General features: G+C 70.8%; 19 protein-coding genes. 8 read left to right on the top strand and 11 right to left on the bottom strand.

Annotation, left to right across the window (positions count from 1 at the left end; all coding sequences use genetic code 11):
• Positions 1-5 precede the first annotated feature (5 nt).
• Positions 6-665 carry a TetR family transcriptional regulator gene (locus tag WMF22_RS30355; RefSeq protein WP_438032048.1) on the bottom strand — a complete coding sequence of 220 codons (660 nt, stop codon included), beginning with the start codon at positions 663-665 and terminating at the stop codon, positions 6-8.
• 47 nt (positions 666-712) lie between these two features.
• Between WMF22_RS30355 and WMF22_RS30350 the strand changes: the two genes are divergently transcribed.
• Together WMF22_RS30350 and WMF22_RS30345 are read left to right on the top strand one after the other, a co-directional pair.
• Complete coding sequence (locus WMF22_RS30350) at positions 713-1,594, top strand: CPBP family intramembrane glutamic endopeptidase (protein WP_438032047.1); 882 nt, start codon at positions 713-715, stop codon at positions 1,592-1,594.
• Between the two features lie 139 nt (positions 1,595-1,733).
• A complete protein-coding gene (locus tag WMF22_RS30345; RefSeq protein WP_438032046.1) occupies positions 1,734-3,437 on the top strand; it encodes an AAA family ATPase in 1,704 nt (567 codons plus the stop codon).
• A 54-nt stretch (positions 3,438-3,491) separates the two neighbouring features.
• On the opposite strand, the gene lysA is transcribed toward WMF22_RS30345, so the two are convergent.
• From lysA to WMF22_RS30325, 4 genes are all read right to left on the bottom strand, one after another.
• Positions 3,492-4,796, bottom strand: a complete 1,305-nt coding sequence (gene lysA, locus WMF22_RS30340) for a diaminopimelate decarboxylase (protein WP_438032045.1) — start codon at positions 4,794-4,796, stop codon at positions 3,492-3,494.
• Positions 4,797-5,002: 206 nt separating this feature from the next.
• A complete protein-coding gene (locus WMF22_RS30335; protein WP_438032044.1) occupies positions 5,003-6,559 on the bottom strand; it encodes a phospholipase D-like domain-containing protein in 1,557 nt (518 codons plus the stop codon).
• Positions 6,560-6,572: 13 nt separating this feature from the next.
• On the bottom strand, positions 6,573-6,794 hold the full coding sequence (locus tag WMF22_RS30330) for a hypothetical protein (protein ID WP_012238184.1): 222 nt from the start codon (positions 6,792-6,794) through the stop codon (positions 6,573-6,575).
• A gap of 274 nt (positions 6,795-7,068) precedes the next feature.
• The gene (locus tag WMF22_RS30325) at positions 7,069-7,611 is read right to left on the bottom strand and encodes a hypothetical protein (protein WP_438032043.1); all 543 of its coding nucleotides are present in this window, start codon (positions 7,609-7,611) and stop codon (positions 7,069-7,071) included.
• Between the two features lie 127 nt (positions 7,612-7,738).
• On the opposite strand from WMF22_RS30325, the gene WMF22_RS30320 reads away from it, so the two are divergent.
• A complete protein-coding gene (locus tag WMF22_RS30320; RefSeq protein ID WP_438032042.1) occupies positions 7,739-8,116 on the top strand; it encodes a hypothetical protein in 378 nt (125 codons plus the stop codon).
• Positions 8,117-8,387: 271 nt separating this feature from the next.
• Here WMF22_RS30320 and WMF22_RS30315 read toward each other — a convergent pair whose 3' ends face one another.
• Positions 8,388-9,170 (bottom strand): hypothetical protein, encoded by a 783-nt coding sequence (locus WMF22_RS30315; protein WP_438032041.1) that lies wholly within the window; start codon positions 9,168-9,170, stop codon positions 8,388-8,390.
• Between the two features lie 388 nt (positions 9,171-9,558).
• Between WMF22_RS30315 and WMF22_RS30310 the strand changes: the two genes are divergently transcribed.
• On the top strand, positions 9,559-9,831 hold the full coding sequence (locus tag WMF22_RS30310; protein WP_438032040.1) for a hypothetical protein: 273 nt from the start codon (positions 9,559-9,561) through the stop codon (positions 9,829-9,831).
• On the opposite strand, the gene WMF22_RS30305 is transcribed toward WMF22_RS30310, so the two are convergent.
• Both WMF22_RS30305 and WMF22_RS30300 read right to left on the bottom strand, forming a co-directional pair.
• Entirely contained in the window at positions 9,789-10,985 is a 1,197-nt protein-coding gene (locus WMF22_RS30305; RefSeq protein WP_438032039.1) for a glycoside hydrolase family 11 protein, read from the bottom strand. The genes WMF22_RS30310 and WMF22_RS30305 overlap by 43 nt on opposite strands.
• Positions 10,986-11,844: 859 nt before the next feature.
• Complete coding sequence (locus tag WMF22_RS30300) at positions 11,845-13,212, bottom strand: sigma-54 interaction domain-containing protein (protein WP_438032038.1); 1,368 nt, start codon at positions 13,210-13,212, stop codon at positions 11,845-11,847.
• A gap of 187 nt (positions 13,213-13,399) precedes the next feature.
• On the opposite strand from WMF22_RS30300, the gene WMF22_RS30295 reads away from it, so the two are divergent.
• Positions 13,400-13,741: a 4Fe-4S dicluster domain-containing protein gene (locus WMF22_RS30295; RefSeq protein WP_437293495.1), complete on the top strand. Its 342-nt coding sequence runs from the start codon at positions 13,400-13,402 to the stop codon at positions 13,739-13,741.
• Between the two features lie 70 nt (positions 13,742-13,811).
• Positions 13,812-14,492, top strand: coding sequence for a hypothetical protein (locus tag WMF22_RS30290; protein WP_437293494.1), 681 nt, complete (start codon positions 13,812-13,814; stop codon positions 14,490-14,492).
• Here WMF22_RS30290 and WMF22_RS30285 read toward each other — a convergent pair.
• Positions 14,489-14,965 (bottom strand): helix-turn-helix domain-containing protein, encoded by a 477-nt coding sequence (locus WMF22_RS30285; protein ID WP_437293493.1) that lies wholly within the window; start codon positions 14,963-14,965, stop codon positions 14,489-14,491. The genes WMF22_RS30290 and WMF22_RS30285 overlap by 4 nt on opposite strands.
• Before the next feature lie 395 nt (positions 14,966-15,360).
• Between WMF22_RS30285 and WMF22_RS30280 the strand changes: the two genes are divergently transcribed.
• Positions 15,361-17,616: a DUF2169 domain-containing protein gene (locus WMF22_RS30280; RefSeq protein ID WP_438032037.1), complete on the top strand. Its 2,256-nt coding sequence runs from the start codon at positions 15,361-15,363 to the stop codon at positions 17,614-17,616.
• 70 nt (positions 17,617-17,686) lie between these two features.
• Here the strand turns inward: WMF22_RS30280 and WMF22_RS30275 are convergent, their stop codons facing one another.
• On the bottom strand, positions 17,687-18,394 hold the full coding sequence (locus WMF22_RS30275) for a hypothetical protein (protein ID WP_438032036.1): 708 nt from the start codon (positions 18,392-18,394) through the stop codon (positions 17,687-17,689).
• Between the two features lie 70 nt (positions 18,395-18,464).
• Here WMF22_RS30275 and WMF22_RS30270 point away from each other — a divergent pair, with 70 nt between their 5' ends.
• Complete coding sequence (locus WMF22_RS30270; protein WP_438032035.1) at positions 18,465-19,652, top strand: DUF2169 domain-containing protein; 1,188 nt, start codon at positions 18,465-18,467, stop codon at positions 19,650-19,652.
• A gap of 27 nt (positions 19,653-19,679) precedes the next feature.
• On the opposite strand, the gene WMF22_RS30265 is transcribed toward WMF22_RS30270, so the two are convergent.
• Positions 19,680-19,994, bottom strand: a complete 315-nt coding sequence (locus WMF22_RS30265; RefSeq protein ID WP_437293489.1) for a hypothetical protein — start codon at positions 19,992-19,994, stop codon at positions 19,680-19,682.

The raw sequence follows: 19,994 nt of genomic DNA, 5'->3' as shown, positions 1-19,994 counted from the left end.
CCGCGTCACGCGCTCTCCCCTGTCCGGACCGCCGGCTCGATGTACGGCGCGAGGTAGCGGCAGACCGCCTTCTTCGCCTCCTCGACGTAGAGCGCGCCCTGCTGCTCGTCCTGCTGTGCGGCGAGGGCGAGCAGCGTCGAGGCCATGTACAGCGTGCTCTGCGCGACGATGCGCCGCCCGGCGGGCGCGAGCGCCGGCGTCAGCGGCGTGAGGATCGCCTCGACCCGCGCCGAGAACTCGTCCCCCCACGCCGCCGCCGTCGAGAGCAGCGCGCCGGACAGCTGCACGCCAAACCATAGCTCTCGGTAGCCAGGCTCCGTCCGGTAGAACGCCGCGAGCGCGTCGATCCAGCGCTCGGTGAGCTCCCGCCACGAGCCCGTCGGCGCCTCCGCGAGCGCCGCCTCGGTCCGCGTCCGCAGCCGCTCCAGGTAACGCCCCGTCAGGGCGTGGAGCACGGCCTCCTTGTTCGGGAAGAACTCGTAGACCGAGCCGATGGACGTCCGCGCCCGCGCCGCGATGGCGTTCGTGGTGACCGCGTCGAGCCCGCGCGACGCGAGCAGCGCCGCCGTCGAGTCAAGGATCCGCTCCTTGCGCCGCTGGCTCCTCGCCTGCAGCGGCACCCGGCGGGGTGCGGTCGACGGCGGCTTCTTGCGCTTCATGGCCATGCGCCGAGCGTATTTGACAAACTGAGCAAAAGCTCGACTATATCCGAGTGAAAGCTCAACTTCTGGAGCGGCTCGGACAGGTGAAGCAGATCGAGCCGTCTGGCGCAGCGCCGACCGGCGCCACGCCGGTCGGCGAGGCCACCGGGCGGGTGGGGGCGCCCCGCCTTGGCTGGCCGGGGCTCTGCGCTGTCTCTGCCGCGACGCTCGCCTACGCCGCGTACCCGTCTGCCGCGGCGGATCGCGCCCTCGGCCTGGCCTGCTTCGGCGTCGCGCTCGCCTCCCTGCTCGCCGTGGCGCGTGCGCCGGACCGGACGGCGCTCCACGCGCCTCTCCTGGCGGTGCTCACGCTCGCGCCCGTCGCGGTGGGGCTCGCCGCGCCCTGGCCGCTCTCCCTGGCCGCGCCGCTCGTCGTGTTCGCGCTGCTCGCGCGCGCCGTGCCGGCGCTGCGGTCGTCGATGCCGCCGCTGCGGCGCGGGGCGTTCGGGCCCGTGGTCCTCGGCTGGATCGCGGCGATCGTCCTCGTCTCCGCGCTCGCGCTCGTGCTCTGGGTCCAGCTGATGCGGCCCGATCTGTCGCAGATGCGGGCCCTGCTGCCGCCCGTCTCGCTGCCGCTGTTGCTCCTCGGCGGCCTGGGGTTCGCGCTCTTCAACGCGCTCCTCGAGGAGGCGGTCTTTCGCCTGGTGTTCCTCGGATCGCTGGACGCCGTGACGACCTCCGGCTGGACCGCGGTGCTCGTCCAGGCGGCCGCCTTCGGGCTCCTCCACCTGAGCGGCTTCCCGAGCGGGACCGTCGGCGTCGGCCTGGCGGCCATCTACGCCGTGATGCTCGGCGTGCTCCGGCGCCGCGCGGGCGGCCTGCTCGCGCCGTACGTGGCGCACGTCGCCGCCGATCTCACCATCTTCGCGCTGCTGCTGACCTGGACGCGGTGACCCGCGGCTCCGTCGCTTCGCCGGCGGGCTCTGCGGAGGAGCAGGACGCCTGGCTGCGTGCGCAGGCCGCTCGGAGCCCTTGCCGCTGACGGGCGGCGGAGTAGCGTCCGAGAGGGCACGCCGCCCCGCCCGAGGCACCATGAGCATCCAGGTCCCCATCGGCATCGACGACTTCCGCCGGCTCCGCGAGCTGGGGCTCGAATATGTCGACAAGTCGCACCTGATCCAGGAGCTCGTCGACAGGCCGGGCACCGAGGTCGTCCTGCTCCCGCGCCCGCGGCGCTTCGGCAAGACGCTCAACCTATCGATGCTGCGCTGTTTCTTCGAGCGGCGCGCACAGGATCTCTCCCCGCTGTTCCGTGATCTTCGGATCTGGCAGGCCGGCGAGCAGTACCGCGCGCACTTCCAGCGCTATCCGGTGCTCCACCTGACCTTCAAGGGCGTGAAGGCCGAGAGCTTCGATGCGTTCTGGGAGGGCGTGCAGGACAGGATCGCGCGCCTCTTCGACGAGCACCGTGACCTGCTCGCCAGCGGCGCGCTGAGCGAGCGGGAGGCCCGGCGGTACCGCGAAGTCCTCGACGGCACGGCCGGCAGGATCGTGTACGAGACAGCGCTGCTCGATCTGTCGAGCTATCTCCACCGCTCCCACGGTGAGCGCGTGGTCATCCTCCTCGACGAGTATGACGAGCCTCTCCACGCCGGATATCTCCACGGCTACGCCGCGCAGGTCATCGGCTTCTTCCGTGCGTTCCTCACCGAGGGCCTCAAGGGCAATCCGCACCTGTTCAAGGCGGTGCTCACGGGCGTCCTGCGCGTGGCCCGGGAGAGCATCTTTTCAGGTCTCAACAACGTGGCTGTCTACTCGCTGCTCGCGCCGGAGTTCGACACCTGCTTCGGGTTCACCGAGCCGGAGGTCGAGTCGCTCCTCGCGAGGTTCGGCCGGCCCGAGCGGCTCCCGTCCCTGCGCGCCTGGTACAACGGGTACCTCTTCGGCGACACCGTCGTCTACAACCCGTGGAGCGTCCTGAACTTCCTCTCACGCGAGGACGGCGCGCCCCAGCCTTACTGGGTGAACACGAGCTCGAACGATCTGGTGCGCGAGCAGCTCGAGCGGCGCGCGCTCGCGCTCGAGCCGGCGTTCGCGACGCTGCTCGACGGCGGCAGCGTCGAGCGCGTGCTCGACGAGAGCGTGCCGCTCGGGGAGCTCGACCGGAGCGACGAGGTGCTGTGGAGCCTCCTCGTCTTCACGGGGTACCTCAGGGCCGAGAAGCGCTCGCGCGGACCGATGGAGCAGCCTTCGCACCTGCTCTCGATCCCGAACCGCGAGGTCCGGGGCGTGTACACGACAACGTTCCGGCGATGGCTCGGCGCGCGCCTCGAGCGGCAGAGCGGGGGGCTCGACCGGCTCCTCGACGCCCTCCTCGCGGGCGACGCGGCGCGCTTCGAGGCGCAGCTCCAAGCGTTCGCGACCGACGTGCTGTCGTATCACGACACGGGCCGTCCCGATCCAGAGCAGGTGATCCAGGGCTTCGTGCTGGGGCTCCTCGCGGCGCTGGAGCCGGAGTACCAGGTGCGCTCGAACCGCGAGTCGGGGCGCGGGCGGCCGGACGTGATCATCCGGCCGGCGCAGCCGGGGAGGCCGGGCGTGGTGCTCGAGCTGAAGGTGGCGCGAGCGGGCAAGGCGCTGGAGCAGGCGCTCGACGAGGGGATCGAGCAGATCCGGCGGAACGACTACACGGCGGAGCTGCGGGCGGCGGGGGCGTCGCCGGTCCTCGCGCTGGCGGTCGCGTTCGATGGGAAGGTGGTGCGGGCGGCGAGCGTCCCTGTAGCGGTCTCGCGGTGAAGCTCAGGTGTGATGGAATGGAGCGCAGACTCGTGCGCTCCAGGGATGTTCAGCTCACCCGCAGCCGGGCGAGCTCGGCTGTTCTCCCGCCGCGCGCAGGCGCTCCTTGATCTCGTCGGACAGGCACATCCGCGAGACCATGTCCTCGAACGTGTCGCGCCGCCGGATCAGCCGGCTCTTCCCGCCGTCGATGAGCACCTCGGCCGGCCGCAGCCGGCCGTTGTAGTCGTAGCTCATCACGTGGCCATACGCGCCCGCGTCCATCAGGACGACAACGTCCCCCTCGGCGACGTCCGCGGGGAACTCGCGCTCCGGGATCCACATGTCCGTGTTCTCACAGACCTGGCCCGTCATCGCCATCGGGGCCGTCTGGCCGCGGCGGCCGTTGATCCGGACCTCGTGGTAAGCGCCGTACATCACCGGGCGCGCCATCGTGTTCATCGAGATGTCCGTGCCGATGATCGTCTTGTATCCCTGCTTGATCGAGATCACCCGCCCGAGCACGTAGCCCGCGTCCCCGACGAAGTAGCGCCCCGGTTCCATGACGAGGCGCGGCTCCTTCAGGCCGTGCTCCGCGCACTTCTTCCGGACCATCGCGGCGATCCCGCGGGCGACGGCCTCCACGTCGAGCGGCGGCTGCTCCCGCCGGTAGGGGATGCCGAGCCCGCCGCCGATGTCCACGAAGGCGAGGTCGAAGCCGAGCTTCCGGGCCACCGGGCCGATCAGGTCGAGCAGCTTGCCCGTGACGTGCGCGAAGTTCTCCGGCTTGTGCGCCTGCGAGTGAGGCATCATGTGCACCCCGAGCCGCTCGACCCCGTTCTCGAGCGCGGTGCGATAGGCCTCCTCCACGTGGCGCGGGTGGATCCCGAACTTCGCGGACGGGCCCGCGAACGGCTTCAGATCCGGGGTCGCGATGTCCTCGCCGCTCGGGTTGATCCGGAACGACATGCAGCGCGGCTTCCCGAGCGAGAACAGGCGCTTCAGGATGCCGTGATCATCCACGTTGAAGTTCACCCCGGCGCGCAGCCCCGCGGCCAGGTCCTCGTCCGAGAGGCTGTTGCCCGTGTAGATGATCCGCTCGCCCGACAGCCCGAGCGCCTGCGCCAGGCGGATCTCGTTCGGGCTCGCGGCGTCCACGCCCGAGCCCTCGTCGACCAGGAGCTTCGCTATCTCCAGGTTGTTGCACGCCTTGATGGCATAGAAGACGGACACCTCCGGGTAGTTGCCGCGCAGCGCCCGCGTGAGTCGACGGAAGTTCTCCCGGATGCGCTCGGCATCGTAGGCATAGAGCGGTGTTCCGTAGTGCTCCGCGAGGTCGCGGACCGAAATGCCCCCGATCTTGATCTCTGCCTCTTGCATACTCCTCGTGGCGTCAACGCTTCAACTTTGAGAGACAACCTGAAGAAACCGTTCGCAATTCCGCGGCACAGCCTACCATGCGCCCCTCTCGGCCGGAAGGGGCGCGCCCTGCCTCGGGGTCCAGGAAGGCCGCCGGTCCCGGCGACCGCGCGTCCCACCGCGCCGGCGCCTCCCGGGCGCGCTCGCCCGGAGCGCCTCGCGCGCGGCTACTTCGCGGGGTCCCGGCTGGTGAACAGGTGCCGCCAGAGCGCGCCCAGCCCGCCCACGAAGAGCGAGCCCTGGCGCTGGTCGATGTCCTCGACCGCGGCGGGGTCGAACGGCAGCTGCTGCGGGTCGATCACCGCGAGCAGGGCGCGCTCGTCCGCCGTGGGCGAGGGGTGGAGCCGGAGCCGGCACGAGCTCCCGGGCGTGCGCGGCCCGGTCGCCGGGCTCGCCAGCCCGTCGAGGCTGGCGACGAGGTCGTCCACCCGATCGAAGTCGGCGTCCCCCAGGTGCTCGCCGATGAGCGACGCGCGCGCCGCGCGGATCGAGCGGCCCAGCGCGTCGTCGGGGTCGTCGGTCTCGACCGAGGCGTTGATCTCCGTGTCGATCGAGAGGCTGCGGTTCGTCAGGTTGGCGGAGCCCACGGTGAGGAAGCGGTCGTCGACGATCATCACCTTCGAGTGGATGTACGTGGCGCGCTCGGCGGTCTCGTCCTCGCCGCACGCCGGCAGGGTGTAGTAGACGCCGAGGCGATGGCCTGTCTCGGCCGCCACGTCGCGCAGCCCGCCGAGCACCTTGGCCTGGGAGAGGCCGACGGCGATCTGCTCCTTCATCGTCTCGGCCTCCATGTTGAGCACGAGCACCACGTCGAGGAGCGGCCGGCCCTCCGCGCGCATCCGCCGCGCGAGCCCCTCGGCGATGACGTGAGAGCTGAAGTACTGGGTCTCGATGTAGATGAAGCGCTCCGCGGCGTCGATGGCGTCGAGGAAGAGGTCGCGTATCTCCGTGCGGTGCGGGGCGCCGGTGGGCGCGCCGTGCGGATCGGTGCGGCTCAGCGTGACGCGCGCCGCCGCGAGCGGGATGCCGCCCTCGGGCCGGTAGTCGGGGAACGTCGGATCGGCCTCGTCGAGGTCCGGCAGCGTCATGTCCGCGCCGCCCGCGCGCCGCCAGCGATCCGTGAAGATCTCGGTCAGCGCCCGCGCCACCGCGCGGCCGCGCAGGTACGCCTGCACGTCGTGAAACGGCTTGTGCGGCTCTCCTCGGCTGACGCGGAGCGGGTTCTTGTTCGCGTGGCTGCGGTCGTCCCAGCGGTGATCGCAGAGGTCGAGGCCGCCGAGGAACGAGAGCTCGCCGTCCACCACCACGAACTTCTGGTGGTGCGAGGCGCGCTCGACGTGGGTGGCGTCGAAGAGGAAGCGCAGGCGATGGTTCGTCCACTCGAAGACGAGCTGCTGGAGCCACTCGCGCTCGAGCGCGAACACGAGGTGGAAGTCCCACGCGAGGATGAAGATCTGGAGATCGGGGCTCTGCTCGCAGAGGTGGTTCAGGAACTTGAGCAGCGTGATCGGGCTCGACACCTGCTCCTCCCTCCCGCCCCGGAGCAAGGCGACGTCGCTGTCGAACTGCCAGCCGGCGAGGAGCAGGTACCGCCGCGCCCTGGACGCGACCCGGTAGAACTCGGGGTAATACTCGTCGGCGTCGACAAGCAGGCCGATGTCGTCCACCGGGGTGTCGCACCACGTGTGGCGACGCGGATCGATGATCGTCCGTGCGCTCGTCATCGCGATCGCGCGCCTACGGCTTCAGGTGCTCCTCGATGAGCCGCTTCAGGCCCGCGACGTCGGGCCGGCTCCCGCTCGCCTCGCCGATGACGGCGAGCCGCTCCGCCTCGTCGCGCGAGAGATCGGGGCATATCCACTCCAGCAACGCTGCCCAGTCCGGCGCGCCGTCGCAGCTATAGCAGTCATCGGGGATGGGCGTATTGTCGGGGAAATTCCGGAAAACCAGGTACGGCATCACATCTACCTTCGTGCCGGGATCGCGGTCGCGTCGTCCTTGCATCGTCACCGCGGCGCGCGCTCGCGCGCGTCCGCCGAGCGCTCGCCACCCCGGCTATGGCGCCGGCGGAGCCAGGGAGCAAGCGTGCCCGGGGCCGCTCCGCCGGCGGGGCCGTGCCCGGAGTGGGGGCCGGCGCGTGTTCAGGGGAGGCGCAGGAAGGAGGCCGCGCGGCGCGCGCGATGGCGGTCAGGTCATCGCGCCGGCGCAACCCACGCGCCGGCGCTCGGCCGTGTCAGGGGGCGCAGCCGATCCGCTCCGGCGCGACCGCCACATCGTCATACCACATCGTCCGCGCCGGGCCGTGGAAGCCGAGGTAGCCGAAGCTGAACGACTTGTAGTCGAGCATCTTCCAGCCGGCCTTGTCGATGATCTTGGCGCCGTCGGCATAGACCTGGACGTCGCCCTTGGCCCCGTCGAAGTAGGCCTCCATGCAGTGCCACTGGTCCTTCGGGAGCTTCACTCCGCCGCTCCCGCACTGGGTCTGGCCGCCCGTGGACAGGACGACCTCGTCGTGGTGGTTCAGCACGATCTGGCAGTACTGCTCGGAGACCTCCATGTTGTGGCCCTCGTTCGGCTCGCCGCTGCCCGTCATGGCCTGGAAGTAGCTGTTGTGCCCGGACTGGCCGATATCGACGCTGCTGCGCACGTAGAGGCGGACCCAGAATGTCGGCCCGGGCGCCGGGACGGAGAGCATCCTCCAGTCGTAGCCGCTGCCGCCGGGGTTCACGCGCAGCGCGCGCGTGCCGGCGTAGAACACCGAGGAGTCGATCGCCATGTTCTTCAGCGCATCTTGCGCCTGGTACGACGGGCGGTAGGTCGCGCCCGCGGGCAGCCCTTCGCCCTCGAAGTCGGCGCAGAACGTAGCGCTCGCCGGGCACCCGCCGGTCGGCGTCCCGCTGCCGGTGCTCGACGTTGCGCTCGTCTCGGGCGTCCCGGTGCTCGTGGTGCTGGTGCTGCTGCTGGCGTCGCCGCCGCCGCCGCTGCTGGTGCTGCTGGTGGTGCTGCCGTTGCTGGTGGTGCTGCCGTTGCTGGTGCTGCCGTTGCTGGTGGTGCTGGTGCCGCTGCTGCTGCTGCCGGCGACGGGGCTGCCCGCGCCCGAACTCACGCTCGAGGCGCCGCCGGTCCCCGCGCCGCTGCCGCCCGCGCCCCCGGTTTCCGAGGCGTCGATTGCGCTGCCTGAGCAGCCCGCTGCCGCGGCGTACAGGGCCAGACAGGAGATCCCAACCCACGTGAAGCGTGCGATTTCGCGATGGAAAGTCATGTTGATGCCCGAAGGGTGAGCGGCCGTTCGCCGGGGCTGCGCGCTGCCGCAGCGCGGCACGTCCGCTGGTGATCTTTAAGGAACTGCTGCTGCGCCGGGGCGCGACCAGCGCCCGACGTGGCTCACAGCTCTAGCAGAATTCACCGCACCTCGGGAGGCGTTCTTCCGGGTCCAGAGAGGCCGTAAACTTCTGGCAGCGGTTCCGGCGACGTGGATGCGCGGAGCAGGGCCGCGGCGGGGGCGCGCTGCCTCGTCGAGCGCGGCACGGCCCCGCAAGGCGCCGCGGCCCGTCACAGCATGCGGGACCTCAGGTGCACGGAGCGCACCAGATGATCGGCGTCGCCGTGCATCTGAACGACCACGGCCCCGACCGCGGCCTTGACCACGTAAGCTGTGCTGTGGACGTTGCCCATGCCACCGGGGACATTCACGTCGACGTTGCTCACCTTCCACGCTTCGATCGTCTGGCACAGCGGCTCGATCCGGTAAACCAGGGTGTCGACCCAGATGTTCATCCCGACCATGACCTGGCCCGCAGGGCAGATCACGCTGGCCGGCGATCCGCCGTTGCCGCCGGCGGTCACGGTCTGGAAGGCTGTGCCCAAGGTGCCGTCGCTGGCGAGCGGCGCGCAGATCAGGCCGATTTGATCGAGCGAGCCGCCGCTCCGGCCGTGGACGCCGACAGCCACGTTGCCGTTCCCACAGGCGATGTCGTAAGCGATGTCGCTGCCCGCGCCGCCCATGCCGCCAGCGCCGCCCATGCCGCCAGCGCCGCCGATGCCGCCAGCGCCGCCCATGCCGCCAGCGCCGCCGATGCCGCCAGCGCCGCCGGTACCGCCAGCGCCGCCGGTACCGCCAGCGCCGCCCATGCCGCCGCCGCCCGCGTCACCGCCGGCCGAACCGCCGCCGGTGCCGCCAGCGCCGCCGCCCGTCGCGCCGGCGGAGCCCGAGAAGTCGAGATCGTCGACCCCGGAGATCGCGTTGCATGCCGCGCTCCAGCACACGAGGGCGAGCGCCGCGGCCATGACCGTCGCGAGAGGCGTCGTCGTCCGGACTGCTGCGTGTTCTCTCATCGGAAGCTCCCGTGGCGGATGAGCTGGCCGGGCCGGAAGCTCGCCTGGAGGGCTGACGAGGCCGGGGGACCGAGGCGCGGGGTGGGATCAACCAGGGGGGGTCGGGTTGGCGGCATGAGGTCTGCCCTTCGGGGATCGAGGTCTCGGTGCGGGCGATGGTCTGCTTCGCCGAGGTCAGGCTGACCCGGAGGGTGCGGTCGTCGTGGCGGGCGGTCAACGACGAGGGCAGCCAGGACGTCCGGCGTGACCATACCTGCGAGAATGGCCGGAAGGAACCTGAACCTCGCCCCGAAGGCCTTCGCGAAAGCGTTGCCGGCGAGCGGCAGGCCTTTGCCGGGGAGGCAAGGACCGGGGCGTGCGCGGGCGATGCCCCTCTCGCCGCAGATGCATGGCGATGCCGTGGCGGAGCTGCGACGCCGCGGGGAGCGGCGGGATCAGAGCGGCGAAGGGCCGGCTCCGAGGTGGGAGCGCCGAGCGCGCCCGCGCGCTGCTCGAGCGTGCGCCGCGTGTCTGTCAGATGGGTGGGGAGTCGTGCCCGGGGCTGAAGAAGCCCGGGCGCGTGGCGCGCGGGATGGCCATCCCGCGCGCGTTCATCCTGCGATGCTCAAGGCCGAGCGCTCACTTCATCGACACGTTCACGCTGGCGCTCCCGCTGCTCTGATAGCCCTCCACGACCATCGAGACCTCGTACAGGTTCCCGAGCTTCATCCCCAGGCGATCCCAGGCGTTGAAGTGGTTGGCGACGCTGATGGTCCCGCTCGTGCGCTTCTGCTGCCGGACGCTCCAGAACTGATAGAAGGTCTTGGTGCCTTCGATGGACGGCTGGTTGACCCGCTCGGTCCGATAGATGTCATAGGTGCCTCCGTCGCTGGTGACGGTGCCCATGAACCCCTGGCCGCCCGGCGGACGCCAGGTGCCCCAGCTGTCGATGATGTAATACTCGATGAGCGGGCCCTTCGTCCACCCGTAGACGCCCAGGTACGAGTTGCCGTTCGGCCGGTAGTCGGCCGAGTAGGTCACGACCTGGTTCTTCGACCCGGGCCTCAGGCCTTTACGGCCCAGCAGGTTGTTGATGTTGTTCCACTCGACGTTGAAGCCATTCGCCGTGTTGGTCTGGCATCCGTTCCCGTTGTCCTTCCAGTACTCGAAGGTGTAGCCGCAGTGGGTGCCCGTCTGATTGGCGCAGACCTGCTGGTTGGGCGACGTGCACGTGCTGCCGCCGCCGCCGGAGCCGCCCGACCCGCCGGAGCCGCCCGACCCGCCGGAGCCGCCGGCACCTCCCCCGCCCGAGCTGCTGCTCGACGCGCTCGAGCTGCTGGACGAGCTGGAGCTGCTAGACGAGCTGGAGCTGCTGCTCGACGATGAGGCCGAGTTCGAGCCGGTGATCGTGCCGCCGGAGCCGGTGACCGAGGCGATCGTGGGCCGCCCGCTGCCGTTCGCGCAGAAGCCCCACTGCGTCGAGGAGCCAAGGCCGACCGCGCCGTTGAAATCCACGTTCGTGGCGCTGAACTGGCCGTTCGACTCCGTGAACTTCACGTTCCACGGGGTGGGCTTCGTCGAGCCGTTGAGCGCGACGACGACGTTCCAGCCGGTGGTCGCCTGGCTGCGGGAGTTGTTCTTCACCGTCACGTTCGCGCAGTAGCCGCTTCCCCAGTCCGAGGTGACGGCGACGCTCGCCGACATCGAGCGGTCCGCGCTGTCCAGCGCGCCCTCCTGAGCCTCGATGTCCTCGTCGACGATGTTCTCGACGCTGCACGCCAGCAGGCCGCACGCGATCGAAGCGGATAGGTAGCCAAGTAAGGGAACGATGCGCATTTAAGATTCTCCATGATCGGTCCGGCGGAGTCGCGGGCCTCTGCTCGAGATGGATGGATGAACCATCGAGACAGACGCGAGCCCTCCGAGCCCTTGGTTAAAGTTCAACATTTCCGGCCAACGTGCTCGTGATCCGGAGATCACGGATGCGCCCGCGGGCCTGCGCCGACCACATGCCTGGCAATCACGATGTTTGTCGGACAGATGCTCACATGCAAACACCCCGTGTGACGGGGCCGGGCATCAACTCGGAAAAAGCAAGAACAACTCGAACGCGTAGCTGCAAGAAGCAAGTAGCCCCGGCAGATTCACCCGGAGTAGGCCCCTGTACGATCCTGCAACCGACTGCGGCCCCCGGCCGAGAGCGGTCCGGATCGTCAAGGGACGATTGGCATCTTCACACAAACAGGAGGGCAAAGTCAAGACTCTTTTCTAAGTCGAGTTTGCTTTTGCGTTGTTTGCCTGGCTGCCCGGCTGCGCGGCTGCCGGGCAGCGCCTTGGCGTGCTGCGGTTGTCCCGTGAGCGCGAGATCCAGCCACGTTGCGCGCATGGGTCCGAAGATGGAAACCAGATTTGTTCACTCTCCTGGAAAAGCGACGATCACTCGGAAAAAATACGGCATTCGGCCGATCCGGTTCATCCGATCTCGTCTCGCGGTGAAACTCCACGAGGAACAGGGCCTGACCGTCGTGGTCGAACTGATGCAGCACCTCTGGCACGACCCTCCTGGGGCGCTCCGGATCCAGCGGCGACTCTCGACAGCCGGGCCCGTCGGTGCGAGAGCGGAGCCGCCTGGAGACCATGTGGAACACAGTCCCACATCGGGTCTTGTCGCATGCTTTGACGAGCCTCTCGGCCGTCAGCCCTTCTCTCCGTCCTTCCGGATCCCGAGCTTCCGCATCTTGCTTTGCAGCGTCGTCGGCTTCAGCCCCAGCGCGGCCGCGGCCCCGTCGTCTCCGTAGATCTTCCCGCCCGCGGCCCGCAGCGCGTCCTCGATGCAGCGCTGAGCCGCCTCTCGGTACGTCATCACGCGCCCTGTCGCGCCGGGCGCCGCGGAGAGCGGCGCTGACAGGATGAGCTCGTCTCCTGTCGACATCACCATCGACCGCTCGATCACGTTCTCCAGCTCCCGCACGTTGCCCGGCCAGCCGTGCGCCCGCAGCCGCGCCATCGACTCCGCGCTCACCCGCGGCGGCGTCCGGCCGAAGCTCGCCGCCACCTTCTCCACGATGACGCGCGTGAGCGGCTCCAGGTCCTCTGGCCGGTCCCGCAGCGGGGGGACGATGATCGGGAATACCTGCAGCCGATAATAGAGGTCCTCGCGGAACCCCCCGCTCGCCACCATGTCCTCGAGCGGCCGGTGCGTCGCGGCGATCACGCGCACCGAGACGCGCACCGCGCCCTCGCCGCCGACGCGCTCGATCTCGCCCTCCTGGAGCACGCGCAGGAGCTTCGCTTGCGCCGCCCTGGGCAGCTCGCCGACCTCGTCGAGCAGCAGCGTCCCGGCGCTCGCGCGCTCGAACAGCCCGTGGTGCCGCGCCGCGGCGCCCGTGAACGCGCCGCGCTCGTGGCCGAACAGGGCGCTCTCGACGAGCCCCTCGGGCAGCGCTCCGCAGTTGACCGCGAGGAACGGCCGCTCCGCGCGGCGCGACAGCGCGTGGATGCGGCGCGCGATCACCTCCTTGCCCGTGCCGGTCTCGCCGCGCACCAGCACGGTCGTGTCCTGCCGCGCGACGAGCGGCACCATCTGCTGGAAGATCGCCCGCATCGCCGGGCCCACCGCGACCACCTCCCTCGGCAGGGCGACGCGCTCGAGCTCCTCCTTGAGCGTCCGCTTCTCCCCCTGCGCGCGGCGCGCGATGGCCGCGACGCGCCCGAGGACCTGCACCTGCCGCAGCGCCACGGCGAGCAGGCGGCCGATCGCCTCGAGCAGGGCGGGCGAGACGTCGAGCGCCGCGCCGCCGCCGAGCGCCATCGTGGCGCAGCCGACGGCGCCCTCCGCGTCGCGGAGCGCGAAGACGGCGATCGCCTCGCCGCCCGCGCCGCGCCGGACCTCCGGCGCGCCCGGCGCGGCCGCGCCGCGGCGCAGATCGAGCCGCCGCAGCGGGAGATGGCGGGAGAGCGCGGCGCTCACCGCGGGGACGAGCGTCGCCTCGGTGTGCGCGCGGGCCGAGGCCTCGCCGAGGTCGGCGAGCAGGAGAAGGGCGTGATCGGCGGAGGCGGTCATCGTGCGCGGAGCGAGGCCGACGAAATGGCGTTGCGCGGCACCGTAGGGGCGTTGCGTGGACCGCACAAGGCCGGCGAAAGCCCGGGAAAAGCCGCTCGGGCCGCGGGCACGCGCCCTGCTCCCTGCCCGAGGAGGGAGAGGAGAGCGCGCGGGTGACCGCGCGCCACGGAGAAGGAAAGGAACCCTCATGGCCTACGTCATCGCCGAGCCCTGCGTCGCCACGTGTGATACCGCCTGTGTCCCTGTCTGCCCCGTGGACTGCATCCACGGCCCGCTCGCGGCGGACGAGATCTCGCGCATCCCCGAGGGAGAGCGGAAGACGCGCCTCGCCGGTCTCCAGCTCTACATCGATCCCGAGTCGTGCATCGGCTGCGGCGCCTGCGAGAACGAGTGCCCGGTGGGCGCCATCTTCGATGAAGACGAGCTGCCGGCCGAGTGGCAGCGCTACCGGGAGATCAACGCCCGCTTCTTCGACGATCGCGCGAAGGAGCGCGCTCCGGAGGAAGCGGGGCAGCGCGCCGGCGGGTAGCGCGCTGCAGGTCGTGGGATCGCGGCCGCGACGCGGTAGTAGGATGGCGCGCGATCACGAGGAGGCATCCATGAAGGCCGCGGCCGCGCTGGTGAAGGACATTCGAGAAGAGCTCCGGAGCATCGACGATCAGCTGAGGGCTCACCCCTATCCGGACGCCATCGAACGGGGAGAGGTCACCGTCGAGGGATTGAGGGCCTTCCCGGGCCACCAGCACCACGTGGTGCTCAGCGACCTGCGCTCGATGGCGATGATGCTCCAGCGCTTCGGGGACACGCCCTGGCGCGATTTCTGGAGCGGCGTCCTCCAGGGCGAGCTCGTGGCGCCGGACGGGATCGCCGCCATGGGCCGGAAGCTCGGCATGACGAAGGACGACCTGGATCGGTACGAGGTCACCGCGGAGGGGTTCGCGTATGCCGTTCAGATGGCCTGGGCGGCGGCCAACGCCTCGGCGGCCGAGATCGCGTGCGCCCTGCTCATCAACTTCCCAGCCTGGGGGTTCAACTGCGGCAGGATGGGGAAGGCGCTCCGCGACCGGTACGGCTTCGGCCCGGAGCACACCGCCTTTCTGGACGCGTTCGCGGCCCTGCCATCGTTCGAGGACACCGCGGTCGCCATCGTGCAGGACGGGCTCGACCGCGGCGTGGAGCCCCGGGCGATCCGCCGCACGACCCGGCTATTTCAGGCGTATGAGAAGATGTTCTGGGACGCGATGATGGCGCTGGGAGCACAGAAGCGCGCGGCTAGCTAGCGCCGCCCTTCCTCGCGTTCACACCCGTACTTCTCGCGGATCTCCACCGCCATCCGGTGAATCACCGCGCCGGCGTCGGCGCGCACGTGCAGCTCCAGCCCCGGCATCAGCTCCACGCGCCGCCACGCCCGGCCGAGCTCCGTGGCGTCCGCGCGCTCCCCGGCGCCGGGCGCTGCGCTCTCGGGCGGCTCCGGCGGCAGCACCTCCTTCGCCAGCTCCTCGAGCGGGATCGCGGCGAGCTTCCGCTTGATCTCCGGGAGCAGCAGGTTGTGCTCGCGCAGCTTCTTGATCGCGAGCGCCCGCACGAGGTGCTCGCGGCCGTACGTCGTGCGGCGGCCGTGGAACGCGGGCTTGTCCATCAGACCCTCCGCGAACCAGTGCTTGATCGTGCCGGTGCTGACACCGGCGGCGCGCGCCAGCTCGACGGCGCTGTAGCCGCGCGGGGCGACAGGGGGCGTGGGGACCAGGGGCATCGAGACATCCTAGCCAAAGAACAAGACAAATGTCGACAGAATCTAGGCAATAGTTTCTGGTTTCTAGGTGGATAAGGGCTAAATAGAGAGTTTTTTCGGTTGAATCTGGATAAATTCGGGCTGGATCCAGAAAATTGATTCAAAAAATGAGGTCCGATCACCCTGAATCTAGAAAAACAGCTCAGAAATCGAGCAAGTCGAACCGCTCTTCGTGCCCGCTGGACGAGGAACATGGCCCGGCTCGACTTCCGGATGCCGGCCTCTCGACGCGCTGCTGCCGTTGCCGAGTCGCGCGCCGAGCTCGGGCCGTCCGCGAGGATTTCCGCAGGTATCCTCTCGTCCTCGCCCGAAATCCCAGGCGCTCTCTCGGGGATAGGTCCTAAGCTCTCCGGCCGATGGATGTCGTCTCCGACGCTCCCCTGCGTGTCGCCTCCATTCTCTGGCAGCCCCAGCCAGGCGCGTTCGCGCTGACCGTCGTCTGCAAGGCGACGTTCTCGCTCCGGCCCGTCGCATCGCCGCTTGCGCTCGAGCAGGACGAGACGCAGGAGGCCGACGCGTTCTGGGGCGACGACGCGCGGCGCAGCCTGCGCGCGGCGAGCGATCTCGCGCCGTTCAAGCGGCGAGCGGACGTGCTGCTGGTCGGCCATGCCCGCGCGCCGTCGGGCAAGCCGGCGCGCTCGCTCGTGGTCGGGCTTCACGTCGGCGAGGTGCGCAAGGTCGTCGAAGTCCATGCCGATCGGGCCTGGACCGCCGACGGGCAGCTCCGGACCGGGGCGCCCTTCGTGCAGATGCCGCTGCGCTGGGAGCGAGCGGCGGGCGGGCCGGGGACGCCGAACCCCGTCGGGGTGGCCGCGGATACGCCGCGCGACGGCCGAGGGCTCCGGGCGCTGCCGAACCTCCAGCCGGCGGGCGTGGTGATCGCGAGCCCGAAGGACAGCATCGCGCCGGTCGGGTTCGGACCGATCGCGGCCGAGTGGCCGTGGCGCGTGGGCAAGCTCTACCGCCACGCCGCCGCGTGGGATCACCGCGCGTGGAACCTGAGGCCGCTGCCGCCGGACATCGACGCGGCGTACTTCAACGCGGCGCCGCCCGATCAGCAGGTGGAGCAGCTGCGGGGGGACGAGCGGATCGTGCTGGTGCACCTGCGCGCGGATCACGCCCGGCTGGAGACGCAGCTCGAGCGGGTGCTCCCGCGCGCCGTGGTCCAGCGGAGCACGGGCGCGGCCGGCGAGATCCGGCTGCGGTGCGATACGCTCTGCATCGACGCGGATCGCGGGACCTGCGCGCTGACATGGCGGGGCGTGGTGCCGCTGCAGCACCCGGCGGAGCGGGGGTGGGTGCGGATCTCCCTGGAGGGGGCGAAGGCGCCGCGGCTGCAGGGCGCTGCGCCTCCGCAGACAGCGGACACGCGGGCGCTGCCGGCTACGACGCACCAGCTGGCAGACGAGGAGGATGCGGATACACGGACGCTGCCGGTCACGGCGCGCGTGCTGTCGGATGGGGAGGGAGCGGTCCGCGAGGCGCCAGCGGGGCTGCCCTTCGTTCCCGGGGCATCGGCGCTCTGGCCGTTTCCGGATGCGGAGCGTGCCGCGAAGTCTTTTGCGGCGGCGACGCCGGAGCCTACCGACGAGGACGAGGGCACAGGTACTATCACCGGGCCGGTCGTGCGTGGGAACAGCGCGCTCCTTCCCTTCTTGCCGGCGCCGCGGCCGCTCGACATTGCCTCCGGTGGAACAGGGCTTGAGGGTGCGCGAGACGAAGCCGCCGGGCCCCGCGCAGCGCCGACCCCGGAGCAGCAGGACGAGGACGAGGCGGATGCCGGAATCTCCACCGTCCTGCTGCCACAGCTGTCTGCTGCGGCGCTTCAGGCTTTTCTGGCGCCGTTTCCCCTGCAGGCGCCGAGCGCCTCGGCCCCGGAGATCGCGGAGCCCGTGGACGACCCGCGTGTCGAGCGCGGCGCTGACCCGCGCGTCGAGCGCGACGCTGACCTCCGCGTTGGGCTCGACGCTCCGCGTCGGCGCCCCACCCCGCCGCCTCCGCCGCTGCTCGGGATGCCCCTTCTTCAGCAGCCCGCGCGCGACGAGCCCCAGGTGGCGCAGCCCGCGCCGGCACCGGATCTCGCGGCGGCGGCTGCAGCCGCAGAAGACACCGCGCCTGCGCTCGCGCCGCCGCCCTCGCCTTCACCAGGGGGGCGCTCGCAGCCAGGGCCGCCCCAGCCCTCCGTGAATCCGGCCGAGATCCCGGTCGAGCGCTTCGCGTCCCTCACCGCCGAGATCGCCGAAGGCCGAGCGCCGCGCGCCGAGGTGCTGCGTACCCATGACCTGAGCGAGCACGCGTGGACCGCCGTCGAGCGTCACTGGCGGGCGGCGCTCGATCAGGATCTCGCGCGCGGCGGCGGCCGCCTCAGCGGTGCCTACGACCTCGCCTACGTGGCTGCGGTCGAGCGCTTCCGCGGGCCCATCGCGGCGCCGGAGTACGTGCGGCTCGCCGTGGCCCAGGAGCGGGGGCAGGCAGGTGAAGCGCTCGACGCGCTCAGGATCCAGCGGCCTGCGCTGATGCCCATCCTTCGGCTCTGGACGAAGAAGGTGGCGCGCGATGGGAAGCTCGTCCGGGAGGTCACGGCGATGCTGGCGGCGCTGCGGGCAGAGTAGGACAGCAGGGCGGAACGTGCAGGGCGAGGCCGAGCAGGGCGCGCTCGATTCGCCGGGGCGTGCAGGGTCCTCAAGAGTCCGTGGCCTCGCCTGCCGCACCCCCGGGCTCGTCGGAGGCGTTCCGGGGCTTTTCTTCCGGGCCCCCGAGCGACGGCAGCGCGCCCCCTCCTCCGGTGTCCGGCCCCGCCCAGGCGAGCTGCGGCCGGGTCGCCGCGGCGGCGCGCCGTGCGCGGTGCTCCTCCCAGGAGAGCGGCATCGGCGGATCGTCGGAGTTGAGCCGGACGCGCTCGCCGGTGATGGCCACGTCGTCGTTCGCCTGGATCACGACGCCGCCCGGGGAAGCGTCGACCTGGACCTCCTGGGCCGAGATGCGAGCCGACCTCCCCGCGTCGCGCGCCACGCTGCCGCGGACCCGCTCGCGCAGGCTCCCGCCCACCTCGATGTCCGCGTCCTGCGCGGCCTGGATCCGGAGCGTGTCGCACGACAGCGCGAGCGCCTTCGTCGCAGCGATCTCCAGCGACGCCCCCGAGAGCGAGAGGACGGGCCCCTCGTCGGTGAGCCGGATGGAGAGGAGGATCTGACCCTCGGCGGAGCGGATCTGGACGCGCTCGGCGGCCTCGTCCTCGGCGATCTCCAGCGACCGCCCCGAGGCGAGCGGCACGATGCGGGCGGGGCTGGCGAGCGTGGTGGCCCCCGGGCCGAGCGCTGGCGGCGCGACGCCCGGCTCGGCCGCGGTGCCAGGTGCCGGGGACAGGGGGGAATCGGGCGTGTCGCGCATGGCGGCATCCTATCCCAGAAGACCACGCTGGCGCTTGCGCCCGCCCGTCCCCTGCGGATACCGATCAGGTATGGGGACGCCGAGGGACGCCACGAGCGAAGCCGAGCCCACGCCGCGCCTGACCGAGACCGTGCGCTGCATGAAGAGCGCCGACGGCAAGCTGTGGATGGTCTGCGTGGCCAAGCGGACGTACTCCTTCGCGGGCGGCCGGGTGACGCTCGCGGACGAGCAGGCGCCGCTCGTGATCGAGCCCGACATCGAGACGGACGAGCACGATCGCTATCGGACGCTGCGGGACGACACGGACCTGTTCCCGCCGAAGATCGCGACCGACGTCGTGGTGACGGGCCGCGCGCACGCGCCGGGCAAGGCGCGCGAGCTGACGGTCGGCGTCGCGTTGGGCCGGAGCGCGCGCGTGCTCAAGGTGCTCGGCGAGCGGCGCGCGGAGGTGTCGATCGAGGGGCGGGTGCGGTTCCCTGAGCCGGCGCCGTTCGAGAGCGTGCCGCTCGCGTGGGAGCTGGCCTATGGGGGCTACGACGCGTACGCGCACGACGAGCTCGATCCTCCCGAGCGGCGGAACGGGCGGCGGATCGAGCCTTCGCCGCGCGAGGAGGGGGTGTTCGCGTACCCGCGGAACAAGGTGGGCCGGGGCTACTTCCTCGACGTGGACCGCGACCGGGCGGACGGGGAGCTGTTGCCGCAGATCGAGGATCCGGGGGATCCGCTGACGCCCTCGCGGTTCTTCGTGCGCTCGCCCCTCGCGTGGATCGACGCGCCGGCGTCCGGTGGCTTCGGCTGGGTGGCGCACACCTGGTATCCGCGGATCATGCGGGAGCTCGGGGCGTTCCTGGAGCACGATCCGCCGGCGAAGCCGATCCGGGAAATGGCGTTTGCGGACGGGGAGGACCTCGCGGGGCCGTTTCGCAAGAACGAGGTGCTGCCGCGGCTCACGCAGGGGGCGGCGCCGGGGCTCGCCGTCGAGCGGCTGCGGGGGGATGAGCTGGCGATCTTGCAGAACCTGGTGCGGGGGCAGAAGGAGACGCAGGTCGCGCTGCCGGGGGAGCGGCCGGTGATGTCGGTGCGGCCGCCGGGATCGCCGAAGGCGTTTGCGCCGGAGGCGGCGCTGCAGACGGTGCGGATCGATGGGGAGAAGAGGACCGTGGCGCTGACGTGGTGCGGGGCGGTGAGGTTGATGGCGCCGATGGGGGAGGAGCAGCTCGCGGAGACGGTGCTCGGGGTGCAGTGGCGGCGGTGGTGATCCTGCGAAGGCGCGCAACCAGACCCCTTATTGCGTGCCTGTTTTGTACGAGATCCGGTTGTCTCGCGTGATCTGAAGATCGGTGATCGGCGTGCGCACGCCGGAGCCCTCCTCCAGCACACCGAGCCCGACAGCGTCAAGCTCGAGCTCAATTCTATCGAGGGCAGCAAAGACCTGGTTCTCGACAAGATCCTGATATTCGTCGCACAGCGCTCTGAGCTCGCTCGGAAAATCTTGCGGCTCGAATCTTCCCACGCGCAAATTGCCGTGTGAATGCTCGATCGTGATCTTCCCGAGTGCTCGCATGCTCTTATCGATTAGCAGCAACGCTTCGGTGCTCAT

This window comes from Sorangium sp. So ce204 (assembly GCF_051526795.1).
Lineage (GTDB): Bacteria > Myxococcota_A > Polyangia > Polyangiales > Polyangiaceae > Sorangium > Sorangium cellulosum_B.
This window is presented reverse-complemented; position numbering and strand designations above follow the sequence as displayed.